General features: G+C 44.0%; 8 protein-coding genes. 4 read left to right on the top strand and 4 right to left on the bottom strand.

Annotation, left to right across the window (positions count from 1 at the left end):
* Positions 1–52: 52 nt before the first annotated feature.
* Both H6G17_RS00825 and H6G17_RS00820 read left to right on the top strand, forming a co-directional pair.
* Positions 53–277: a CopG family transcriptional regulator gene (locus H6G17_RS00825; protein WP_181246293.1), complete on the top strand. Its 225-nt coding sequence runs from the start codon at positions 53–55 to the stop codon at positions 275–277.
* The gene (locus tag H6G17_RS00820) at positions 264–599 is read left to right on the top strand and encodes a type II toxin-antitoxin system PemK/MazF family toxin (protein WP_192153473.1); all 336 of its coding nucleotides are present in this window, start codon (positions 264–266) and stop codon (positions 597–599) included. The genes H6G17_RS00825 and H6G17_RS00820 overlap by 14 nt, the downstream gene beginning before the upstream one ends.
* A gap of 1 nt (position 600) precedes the next feature.
* Here the strand turns inward: H6G17_RS00820 and H6G17_RS00815 are convergent, their stop codons facing one another.
* Positions 601–4,566 (bottom strand): filamentous hemagglutinin N-terminal domain-containing protein, encoded by a 3,966-nt coding sequence (locus H6G17_RS00815; RefSeq protein ID WP_192153472.1) that lies wholly within the window; start codon positions 4,564–4,566, stop codon positions 601–603.
* A 345-nt stretch (positions 4,567–4,911) separates the two neighbouring features.
* Here H6G17_RS00815 and H6G17_RS00810 point away from each other — a divergent pair, with 345 nt between their 5' ends.
* The gene (locus tag H6G17_RS00810) at positions 4,912–5,814 is read left to right on the top strand and encodes a DUF928 domain-containing protein (protein WP_192153471.1); all 903 of its coding nucleotides are present in this window, start codon (positions 4,912–4,914) and stop codon (positions 5,812–5,814) included.
* A gap of 290 nt (positions 5,815–6,104) precedes the next feature.
* A complete protein-coding gene (locus H6G17_RS00805; protein ID WP_192153470.1) occupies positions 6,105–8,234 on the top strand; it encodes a CHASE2 domain-containing serine/threonine-protein kinase in 2,130 nt (709 codons plus the stop codon).
* Positions 8,235–8,303: 69 nt separating this feature from the next.
* Here the strand turns inward: H6G17_RS00805 and H6G17_RS00800 are convergent, their stop codons facing one another.
* The 3 genes from H6G17_RS00800 to H6G17_RS00790 form a co-directional block, all read right to left on the bottom strand.
* Positions 8,304–8,513: a hypothetical protein gene (locus H6G17_RS00800; RefSeq protein ID WP_192153469.1), complete on the bottom strand. Its 210-nt coding sequence runs from the start codon at positions 8,511–8,513 to the stop codon at positions 8,304–8,306.
* A 93-nt stretch (positions 8,514–8,606) separates the two neighbouring features.
* Entirely contained in the window at positions 8,607–11,588 is a 2,982-nt protein-coding gene (gene polA, locus H6G17_RS00795) for a DNA polymerase I (RefSeq protein ID WP_192153468.1), read from the bottom strand.
* Between the two features lie 105 nt (positions 11,589–11,693).
* Complete coding sequence (locus tag H6G17_RS00790) at positions 11,694–12,572, bottom strand: alpha/beta fold hydrolase (protein WP_192153467.1); 879 nt, start codon at positions 12,570–12,572, stop codon at positions 11,694–11,696.
* Between the last annotated feature and the right edge of the window lie 111 nt (positions 12,573–12,683).

Here is a 12,683-nt window from a genome sequence, read left to right as displayed (position 1 = left end):
TAAAAGTAGTATCTTGAGTAGGATAGAAAAGTATTCTATGTGGTACTACTAAGTGGCTACAGAAAAAATTTCCATCTCTCTCTCCTCATCTTTGATGAGATTTATTGAGACTTACAAGAATACACATCAGCATAAATCTCGCTCTCAGGTAATTGAAACAGCTTTGCAGTTGTTACAGCAGCAGGAGTTAGAAGCAGCTTATCGCGAAGCAAACCAGGAAATCGATCCTGATTGGGAAGTGACTGTTGCTGATGGACTTGCTAATGAAACGTGGTGAGATTTATTACGCTAATCTTAACCCTACAATTGGTTCTGAAATCAGCAAGCGCCGCCCCGTACTAATTGTTAGTAATAATGCGAATAATCGGGCTGCTGATATGGTTACAGTACTGCCAATTACATCAAATATAAGTCGCATTTACCCGTTTGAAGTGAAGCTAGAACCAGAAGATAGCGGTTTGACAAAATCGTCTAAAGTTCAAGCACAACAAATTCGTACCATCTCAAAACAGCGTCTTGATGGTGAATGCATTGGTTGCTTAAGCAAAGAAATGATGGCATTAGTTGATAACGCCATCAAACTACATCTTCAGCTTTGAGTTAAGAACTAGGGCAGGAAGTCGGTGTTGTCTTTAAATGACTTGGTGATGTGGTATCGCCACTAGTGAGAATTATCGCGCCGTTGCGATCGTATTGCCAGGATGTGGCTTCAGTTATGGTTTCTGCGGGGGGAGTAGGTGTAGTATTAGTTGCTACTGGGGTAGTTGTTTCTACTGCGACACGGTTTTGAGTTTCTGGTGTTTGCAGAGTTGCCCAATCGGTGAGGAGGGCATCAGAACTGAGTTTATCTGCTGGTGCAGGGGGTAAGCCGCCGCGTCCGGCAACGGTGAAGCGATTTTCGGCTCCAGAGGGACAACCAGATGCGACTAAAGAGGAGGCATCGACTAGTCCTGTTGGTAGTTCTACAATATCGCGGCTGGGGTCGATGTAGTCAGCATTGAAGCTGACATTGCCTAAAGAAGGATCGGTAAGAGAAATTGCAGCAACATCATTAGACTCTCGTTCGTTTAAGACTCTCTCAAAAACTTCTGTGCTGGGAGTGTCAGTTCCTAACAAAGATGGAAGTGTTTCGCCGTCAATTCGCGTTAGTCCAAAAATGCCTTGAGCATTAATCTCAATTCTACCCCCGCTACCACGGAAAGCATTAGCTGTGATGTCATTGTTACCATTGGCATTGGCGATGACTAAAGGAGAATTAATTGTGATGTTGCCACCATTGCCACCTTGTTCTGTGCCTCCTGCTGAGGTAGAGATCTGGCTGCCGCTGCGTAGCCTCACGCTCTTACTCGCTCGTAATTCAATGTTTCCACCATTCCCTGATGTAGACTCAGCAAAGATATCGCCGTTATCGAGGTCAAGGGTGCGAACGCCTATATCGATGTTGCCTGCATTTCCCTGCCCAAAGTTACTAGCATTCACTTGAGCGCCGTTAGTTATGGATAGCAATCGCGCTTTGATAGTAATATTTCCACCATTACCGATACCTCCTTGTTCCACATTACTAAAAGCTGCACTGGTAAATTCGCCTCCAAAGCCATCAAAGGAAACAGTATCGCTGATCTCTATGTTGATATTGCCTGCATTCCCTTGCCCACCACTGCGAGTTGAGGTTATCAGTTGTCCACCATTGGTTAAAGACAGCGATCGCGCTTTGATAGTAATATCTCCACCATTACCGATACCTCCTTCTTCCACGCTACTAAAAGCCGCGCTTGGGTAAATGTCCACTACACCATCAAAAGATACAGTATCGCTGACATCTATGTTGATATTGCCTGCATTCCCTTGGCTAAAAGTGTTTGTATTTAATTGAGCGCTATTGGTTAGAAACAGCGATCGCGCTTTGATATTAATGTCACCACCTCGGCGATCGCTCGGTACTTGTAGTATCTGTTCTGTGGAATCGAGCTGAATTGGCAACAAACTGCTAGTTATGCCATTTGTATCAAAAGTCACATCACCGTCAGCAGTGATAGTGACGTTACCTGCATTTCCCGTACCAGAGGAGCTGGTCTCAATAATCGAGCCACCACTGAAAGATACAGAATTATTTGGGTCGGTGGCAATAATTTGAATATTGCCAGCATTACCTTGTCCAGAGGTACTAGTGTCTATTTGTGCTCCCTCTGTTAAAGAGAGCGATCGCGCTTTGATGCTTATATCGCCACCTTGACCAATACCTCCTTCTGTCACAGCACGGCTAAATACTCCACTACTTACACCATTACTTCCAGTTCCATTAAAGGATACTTGCCCATCAGCAGTTATGATGACGTTTCCGGCGCTGCTTTGACTAAAGGATTCAGACTGAACGTATGAACCGCTCTCGAATATTACGGAATTGCTTGGATTAGTAGCAGTAATTTGAATATTGCCAGCATCACCTTGACCCTGAGTGTTGGCAGTAATTACAGAACTATTTGTAAGCAGCAAAGAGCCTGTTTTCAGATCGATGCTCCCACCCTTACCTATGCTTGCTTCTGCCACATCGCTGAAAATTGAACTGTTATCTAGAGAAATGCGATCGTCCGCAGTAATGCTTACACTTCCTGCATCTCCTGTACCGAGAGTGCTGGCATTTATCCTTGCACGATTGGTTAAAGACAGCGATCGCGCTTTGAGCAAAATGTCTCCACCTCGACCTGTCCCTCCTGCTTTCAATGTACTTAATATCTGACTACCCTCGTCAAAAGTAATGCGATCGCTCGCAGTAATAGTTACGCTGCCCGCATTACCTTGTCCAGCACTGCTAGCATTCAGAAGACCATCGCGCATAGAAACTATAGGTGCTGAAATTTGAAGATCGCTGCCGTTAGCTACAGCACCAGATTCCACATCAGTAAAAATTGCACTAGGAGAATCATCGCTATTTCTACCTGCAAAAAAGATCGATTCTGTTGCTTCTAAGGAGACAATACCAGGATTTCCTTGTTGTTGCGCATTAGGCAAAAAACTAGCTTGTATTTGCGAACCATTCGCTAAAGTAATTGTTTTAGCTTTAATCCGAATATTGCCGACGTTACCTATGACAGAAGTGGTTGCTTGTCGATTGCCTACATTGCTGAAGAGATTGCTATTGTCTAGAAAAATACTGTCCTGCACCTGCACATCTATATTTCCAGCATTGCCTTGTCCTTCGGATGTGGTTGTGAGTCTTGCTCCATTAGCCAGGGATAGCGATCGCGCTTTAACTATAATATCGCCGCCATTGCCTCTGCCTGTTTCTTCCACCGTACCGAAAATTGTACTTCTGTCTAGAGAAATTCCTTCTGTGGCAGTTATGTTTATGGCACCTGTATCTCCGTTACCAAAGATGCTGGCAGAGATTACACCCTCGTTGGTTAGTAACAAAGAACCAGTTTTAACATTGATGTTGCCACCTTTGCCTGTGCCACCCTCGTTGACATTATTGAAGATTCCACTACTGAAAACCCCGTCTGGAAATGTACCTACACCATCAATAGCTACAGTACCTTGAGCGTTAATGTCTATATCTCCTGCCACAGCATCAGATGCACCTAAATCTTGCCCAATGCCAGCTACAATTTCGCTCCCTCCCCTAAGAGTCAAGTTGTTGGAGTTGAGGGCAATACTACCACCACCTCCAGCCCTGACATCAACTAAAGTTGGTCTTGGTGGTGATACTGATGCATCTGCTGTCAGCGATATGTCGCCTAAAACTAAATTCGTAGGATAACTGAAGCGAAAACCACTGGGATCGGGGTTGATTCCTATAACTCCTGGGGCGGCGACTGCGCCTAGTTCTATACGTCCACCCGCCGCAGTTAACCGACCTCCCTCCAAGTTGACGTTACCACCAATTAATCCGAGAGTTCTGCCAGTACCTACCTGTAAACCAAAAGTACTAGCACGGTTGACAATCTCCCCTGCACCAGTACCAAATTGCAAACCCAAAGGAACGCTGACGGTGAGTAACGGCGCACCTGTCCCTGGTGTAGCGCTAAACTGCGTCCCATCGGCAAAATTGAGACTTCTAGCTGTCGTGGCAATGAAGGAGCCACCGATTCTGAGGCTAGCATTCTGACCGAAAACTATGCCGTTAGGATTGAGTAGGAATAAATTAGCTGTGGTGTCTCTTGCTGTTGCCAGGATTCCATCAATATTAGAAACCGAGCCACCCGTAACTCTGGTGATGATATTTTGAATATCTGCTCCATTATTAAATAAAGCTGCTCGTCCGTCAGGAATGGAAAACCGATCGAAGCTGTGAAATAAATTACTTCCCCGCGTGGCTCCACCAGAGATCGTGTCTAAGCCATTTGGATTGGAGTTGACTATAGAATTATCTGCACCCAAAGTACTATCGGGTACGATTTGAGAATCTGGCGGAACTTGAGCCAGCGCAGTACTCCCAAAGGCGATCGCACTCCCGACGATCGCCCAAGCCAATCCTAGCCGCACGCACCAGCGTCCAGAAACTGAAGATATTTGCAGATACATCTCTTCTATAAAAATATTTAGGTTAATACCGATGACAGATGCCAAACCACCAATAACTATAAAATAGTCGCCATAACAAAATAAAGCCCTGAAATCTGGAGAAATTGCGATCGCGCCATTTCCTCACACCACCAGCACAAAAATGTGCTATTCATCACATTTTCCGAAGACATACACCATCTTCAGGAAAAATTCCACATGATTTTGTAGTATTTAAAATAAATGAACGAACCGAACTTTCAATTGGGGGAAAGCCGTATTATAAGAATACTTAAATCAACTTCCTCCTAATTGAAGTGCGATCGCGTCGTTTGCTACCCTCTGGCTTAGTTGAATTTCTATCCAGAAAAGTTAATCGGTATAAAAAATATCTGTCTACGGAGAACTGCAATGAAGATTAAACCGTGGCTGAAGTACGTAATCCCGATCTTGGCAATTGGTTGTTTTGCCCCTGTAGTCCCTACAACGACGCAGGCTGCACCCGCTAAAGCAGTCCAAAACGCCCAGTCCGATTATGATAACTTCATGCGACAAGGCTATCTTGCCACTGCTCAAAGAGACTATGAAACAGCTCTAGTCAATTTTCGCAAGGCTCTCAACCTCCGGCAAGGAAACCCGTACGCTACTAAAGCAATTAACAACATCAGTAGCTATCTTTCGCAGCGCGGCGAAGCGACAATTTCCTTCGTACCCCCGGAGTGGGGCGCACCAGGAAACCGGGTTGGTGGTGCAACGCGGGGCTGTTTTAGTGGCAAACAAGCACTCACAGCTTTAGTCCCAAATACTAATACGGGAACGACGATCGCAGCCCAACCGACCTTATCGTTCTACGTACCTGCAAATAAAGCCGAACAGCTAGAATTAGTCTTACTCAACGATAAACAAAAGATCCTGCACAAATCTATTGTTGCTTCGCCAAAAACTCCAGGGATTGTCAGCGTCAACATGGCTAAAATGCCAGGTGCGCCATCCCTAGAGACGGGGAAAAACTATCAATGGTATTTCTCCATGATCTGCGATCCAAAAGACCGTTCGGCAGACGTAGTTGTAGACGGTTGGATTCAACGAGTTGAAGCCGATCCGATTCTGCAAAGCGAAATTCGAAAAGCCAAACCGAGCGATCGCGTCTCTTTATATGCTGCAAATGGCATTTGGTACGATACTGTAGCGGCAATGGTGGCAAGCCGTCAATCAACACCCAATAATTCAACCGTATCGCGAGAATGGTCGGATTTACTCAAATCTGTAGGATTGGGTGCAGTTGCTCAGGCTCCAATTGTATTGCTGAATTAAGATTCGTTCAACTCACTCGATCGAACAAAGCAATTATGCCCCTTGTCCCTAAAGCGCCCCATGATTACGATAATTATGGACGTGCTTAGGGAATTCTTGCTAATGGTCAGTTGTTAGTAAAGAAAGGGAGTAGGGAGTAGGGAGCAGAGGGGCAGAGGGAGCAGAGGGGCAGAGGGGCAGAGGGGCAGAGAGAGGGGCAGAGGGAGCAAGAGCTATCAACCAACTACCAACTACCAACTACCAATGACCAACAACAGTCATAATGCAGGATATGATAACTCAATATAAATATGCGCTTATTATCCAAAGCTTCTCAATTGAGTCGTCTACATAAAATTACAGAGGCGATACCACCCATATTAGTTGCTAGCGCAGCCGTCTGTGGCTTGGTTATTGGCGTGCGTCACTTAGAACGGCTAGAAGGACTGGAGCTAAACTATTTCGATCGCTTCGTTCAATTGCAACCTGATGAAGGTTCCGATCCGCGCTTGCTGGTGGTTGCAGTCACGCAAGACGATATTCAAGCACTGGATCGCTGGCCTGCATCCGATCGCACTATAGACCAGCTTTTACAAAAACTCAAACAGTATCGCCCTCGCATCATCGGCTTAGATATTTATCGCGATCTACCCGTAGAACCAGGTAACGCAGAACTCACCGCGCGCTTGCAGGTAAACGATAACATTGTTGCGGTGTGTAAAGTGGGAGACGATAAGGGTTTGGGAGTCGCACCACCGACAGTAGTTCCTAAAACTCGTTTGGGATTTAGCGATTTAGTCTTAGACCGAGATGGGGTAGTACGGCGAGGTTTGCTGTTCATGACCCCAGAAAAAACCTCTAAGTGTCCTGCTACGACCTCCTTTAGCTTGCAACTGGCGCTGAAATACCTCAGCCGACAAGGTGTGCGAGCGCAACTAACTCCAGATAAGAATTTAAAGATCGGTACGGCAACTTTTCCCGCGATCGCCAGTAATAGCAGCGGTTATCAAAATGTTGATGCGAGAGGATATCAACTCTTAATTAATTATCGCTCTCCTACTGCCGTCGCTCGCCAGGTATCGCTCAGTGACGTTCTCTCTGATTCAATCAACCCTAGCTGGGTGGAAGATAAAATCGTCCTAGTCGGCGTGACAGCGACGGAGATCAAAGATTATTTTTATACACCTTACGACCTCAGCCAGCAGCCGGAAACAAAAGGAAAAATGGCAGGCGTACTCGTCCACGCACAGATTTTAAGCCAACTGCTGAGTACGACATTAGATGGGCGATCGCTATTTTGGTATTGGTCGGAAACGACAGAAATTCTCTGGATCTGGGCTTGGTCTATATTAGGTGGGGCGATCGCCTGGTACGTGCGTCCCTCCTGGCTGCTGGGAGTCATTGGGGCAACTGCTTTATTAGGATTGGGTAGTATTTGTTTTGTCTTATTTCTCCAAAAAGGCTGGATTCCCCTCGTCCCTCCAGCACTTGGTTTAGTGGGAACAAGTGGGGCTATAGTGGCTTATCAAGCCTACTTTAAAGCACGTCAAATTAGCGCAAAGCCAAACAATTCTGCGGAACAATCCTTTTCATCACTCACCACAGCCGCAGGCACTCAATCAACTCGAACCATATTAAAGGAACGATACCAAATCGTGCGTAATATTGGTGCGGGTGGGTTCGGTCATACTTTTCTCGCTGAAGATACTCAACGTCCAGGTAAACCCTATTGCGTCGTCAAACAGCTGATTCCATCCACGGATGAGAGATATATGCAACTGGCGCGGCGCTTGTTTCAATCTGAAGCAGAAGCTTTAGAAACATTGGGAAGCTTCGATCGCATTCCTCAATTGCTCGCTTACTTCGAGCAAGATCGACAATTCTATTTAGTAGAAGAATTCATCCAAGGACACCCTTTAAGTGAAGAATTGGTTCCAGGTAAACGCTTATCTGAAACTGATGTTGTAGCACTCTTAAAAGATGTTCTACTCGTCCTCGATTTTATTCATCAGCGCAGCGTCATTCATCGAGATATTAAACCCAGCAATATTATTAGAAGACAATCGGATCATAGCTTAGTTTTAGTTGATTTCGGTTCCGTCAAACAATTGCAAACTCAAATCACGATGGCGCAGGAAAAATACACCGTGGCGATCGGTACAATGGGATATGCTGCACCAGAACAGTTTTTTGGTAAACCTGTCTTTAGCAGTGACATTTACGCCCTCGGTACAATTGGGATTCAGGCTTTAACCGGAATTCCCCCAACAGAATTAGAGGAAGATCCCACCACCCATGAGGTAATTTGGCGACACCACGTTCCTGCGATCGATGAAACGCTAGCAGCTATTTTAAATAAAATGGTGCGTTATTATCCCAGCAATAGATTTCAATCAGCAACTGCAGTTCTGAGAGCATTGGAAAGCGTTTATATATATTAAAGTCAAAAGTCAAAATATTGGCGATCGCGCGACATGTGTTCTGTAAGACGCGATGTATCGACGACAGTTTTACTGCGATAGAAGCGTTTTCATATCTACGTCCAACGCTGCTGCTAGCTGCACCAATTCATCTGCATAAGCAGGTGATACATGTGTTACCTCTGGCGTAGCACCCACCGCACCACCGACGATCGCGTTTAGTTCTGTCTCTTCTAGTTCGCTCAAATAGTCGAACTTGTCTAATCGATTTAAAAATTCATTCTTTTCCGAAAGATTCATAACTCCTCCGGTTTATTCAATTAAGCTATGTTTGAGTCTAGGATGAACCAACGTTATTTGTCAATAATTATATCTAAATATACATAGTGCGATTTATTTCGTTTCCATCCAATTTTGTCCGGCGCGGACATCAACGAATAAGGGAACGCTAAAATCAACGTCTGTACGTTCTAAGGCTGTTTCCATTGTCGTTTTGATTTGCGGTTGCAGTTCTTTCCATTCATGAGGAGGAATTTCAAATACTAATTCGTCGTGGACTTGTAATAGTAAACGTGCCTGATAGTTGTGTAATAATTCATGCAGTCTTACCATAGCAATTTTGATAATGTCTGCACTCGATCCTTGAATTGGGGCATTAGCAGCCGCCCGTAGCAATCCAGCATCGTAAGCTGATAGTCCTTTGATACTATCAAGATCGATGTCTTCTGGTTTTACATTTAATAATCTTCGCAGGCGATCGCTGGTAAAATTAAAGTAGCGCCTGCGTCCTAAAATTGTTTCTACATATCCTTTGGCGATCGCATCTTTTTGAATCCCTTGTAAGTAGGCAAATACTTTCGGATATGTTTGGTTAAATTTCTCAATAAAGATTTTACCATCTGCGGCTTTCATACCCGTTTCTCGCGCAAATCTTTGCGCCCCCATGCCGTAAATCACACCGAAATTAATAATCTTACCCAAACGGCGCTGTTCTGAAGTGACAGTCTCTTTTTCAAACAACAATTTCGCCGTGACTGTGTGGATATCTTCATTATTTTGGTAAGCCGAAACTAAAACAGGTTCCTGTGTCAAATGCGCTAAAATTCTCAATTCAATTTGAGAATAATCGGCTGCTACCATTAACCAACCTGATTCAGGTAGAAAAGCTTTGCGAATTTGCCGACTAAACGCAGTCCGAATCGGGATATTTTGTAAGTTGGGATTAGAAGAAGACAATCGCCCTGTAGATGTTGCAGTTTGATTGAAATCTGTATGCACTCGGTGAGTATCTGGACGCACCAAAGCTGGTAAAGCATCAACATAAGTAGATTTTAACTTTGCCAAAGTGCGATATTCTAAAATTGCGTCTACAACTGGATGATCGCCTTGTAATTTTTCTAGTGTCGCCGCATCTGTCGAATAACCAGTTTGAATTTTACGTGACTTTCTTCGGTCTAATTTCAACTTGTCGAATAAGAGTTCGCTGAGTTTTTTAGGCGAACCTAAATTAAACTTCTCACCAGCTACAGCATAGACTTTTTCTTCTAATCGGGCTAAATCTGCTTCGAGTTGTTTAGAAAATTCATGCAGGTAATTACTATCAATTCTAATTCCCGTATATTCCATTTCTGCTAAAACTGGTTCTAGAGGTTGTTCTACCTCCAGTAACAGCTTGTGCATAATTGGAGTTTTATCTAATTCTGCCCGTAATTTCGCCACTAATTGATACGTGACATAAACATCCATGCCGCAGTAATCGGCGACACTAGAAATATTAATATCAGCAATAGTCTGACCTTTGGGAACTAATTCTGAATAACTAACAGTATCTAATTTTAAATAGCGATCGGCAAGTACGCCTAAATTGCGAGTCACATCTGAATCTGGATTCAAGACATAACTTGCTAATAACGGATCGAAAACAACTCCAGCTAGTTGAATTCCTTGACAGCGTAGAACTAAGCGATCGAACTTAGCATTTTGTAACGCTTTTGGATAGCGATCGCTCTCTAAAATCGGACGTAGTTGTTCTAAAACTGTTGCCTTATCTAAATTATTACCATCTTGATGACCGACTGGAATATACGCCATGTCATCTAATGCATTTCCCCAACAGCAGCCAATTCCAACTAATTCTGCATCCCGTGGTTCTAAATCTGTCGTTTCCGTATCCCAAGCCACAGGATGAGTTGCATCAGTATATTTTTGCAACCTCTTAACTAATTCCGTCAATTTAGCCGCAGTATCGATAATTTGGGGTTGAATTGGCGACTGCGATTGTTGCTGCGCCACCTCCGTATCTTCTGCACTGAAAAACCATAAATCGTCATCCGATTGGTAATTGGTAATTGGTAATTGGTAATCGTCCTCCTTGTCTCCCTTGTCCTCTTTGTCTCCCTTGTCTTCAAACTCGCCGCCAAATTGCTGCTGAAGTTGGTTGACTTTTCCTAAGAAAGTTCTAAATTCTAACTTTTCTAAAATTGGTTCGAGGATGGTGCGATCGAATCCTTTAAGCTTGCAGTTTTCTAACTCAACTTCTAGCGGTACATTTAAGACAATTTGCGCTAAATGACGGGAGTGATAAGCTGCTTCTTTGCCTTCTTCTAACTTCTTTTTAGTAGCACCTTTAATTTGCTCGATTGAAGCATAAATATTATCTAAATTGTCATAAGTACTGAGGAGTTGTATCGCAGTTTTTTCCCCGATTCCCCTCACACCTGGAATATTATCAGATGGGTCGCCACACAAAGCTTTAAAATCAACAACTTGTGATGGTGAAACACCCATTTTCTCTCGTACTTGTTCTACACTAAATTCAGCCGTACCAGTATTGTTGCGCTGAATAAAAGCCGTACTGAGATATAAGACGCTAATTGCTTTTTCGGGATCGACAAGTTGAAATAAATCGCGATCGCCTGTCAAAATCTTTACCTGATATCCGACTTCACTCGCTCGTAACGCTAGAGTCCCCAAAATATCATCCGCTTCAAACCCGGGTGCGGTCAAGACCTCGACTGCCAATCCTGCAAGTAATTCATGCAAATTCTTCAAATCGGGGACGAAATCTTCCGGTGTCCCGGGACGATCTGCTTTATAGGTGTCGTCGGCTTCGTGGCGAAATGTTGGTAAACCTAGATCGAAGGCGATCGCCATTGCTTCTGGCTTCTGGGTAGCCATCACCTCCAGCAAAGATTTCAAGAAACCAAAACAAACACTCGTTGGAATACCCGTTTTCGTCCGCAGTCCGCCATCTCGTCCCTTAGCAAAGGCAAAATAAGAGCGAAAAGCTAAAGAATGCCCGTCTACTAGGATAAATGTAGGGTGCTGTGGTGGGCTACTGTTAGTAGGGGTAGAATCGGATGCAGCTTGAGTCATAAGCCTATTCTAGCGATGTTAGATTGTGGGGGCGGGTTTATCGAGATGATTTATCCTATAATGTAGAGATTTTTGAAAAACCCGCTCTGACGATAATATTGTGGTTCAAACACATCCAATATAATTAGCAATAATTTCCGGTTGTTCTATTTGAGGAACGTGACCGCAATTTTTTAACCAAATTAATTGCGATCGCGCGATCGCTTGTTTAAATTTCATCGCATCAGCCACACCTAACGTCTCGTCTCTATCTCCCCACAAAATTGTAGTTGGCTTATCGACTTTAGCAATTTTATTTGCAATTTCTCCATAACCGCCGCTTTTCGTAAAGCTTACCATCGCTTCCGACCAACCAGACATTTCTGTATGTAATAAAGCACAACGGATTGCATCGATTTCAAATGAGGTCAATTTTCCCAAACTAGTACCCAAATTCAATGCTTGTATTTTTCGCTGTCGCCAAAATTCTACAGCTAAATAATCGAGCGGAAAAAACAAAAACTGACCCAAGGGAAAATCACCGCTAAAACCAATACTATTAATTAATACCAAGTATTTTACAGCTTGAGGATAAGTCAGGACAAAATCAATCGCCGTCGCTCCACCCATCGAAGCACCTACTAAAATAACTGGTTTGTCAATTAAAGTTTTCCAAAAGTCATAAAGATGAGATTTAATTGTTTCTGGATTGTAATTGATTCCCCGTGGGCGATCGCTAAAACCAAAGCCTAACAGATCGACTGCCCAAGTTTCATGTTGTGCTGCTAAAAGCGGGATAAGACGGCGAAACTCCAATACCGAACTATCAAAACCATGTAGCAATAGGATCGGTATGTTCCCCTCACCTTGACGGACAAAACTCGTCACGATCGCCCCAGAATGTATGGGAGTTGCGATCGCGCTTCGTTCGATCTTTTGCGCTAAAGCAATTGACTCAGGCTGTTGCAACAACTGCACTTGAGAGGGGAGAAAAGAGGGAAACATTTCAATTATCAGTTATCAGTTGTCAGTTATCAGTGAAGAGTGGTAATTGGTAATCAGTAATTGCCCACCTGCTTCCTTGTCCCCCTTGTCCCCCTTGTCCCCCTTGTCCTC

Origin of the sequence: Chroococcidiopsis sp. [FACHB-1243] (genome assembly GCF_014696895.1) — a bacterium.
Taxonomy (GTDB): domain Bacteria; phylum Cyanobacteriota; class Cyanobacteriia; order Cyanobacteriales; family Chroococcidiopsidaceae; genus Chroococcidiopsis.
Note: the sequence above shows the minus strand (reverse complement) of the source record. Positions and strands in the feature narration are given on the sequence as shown.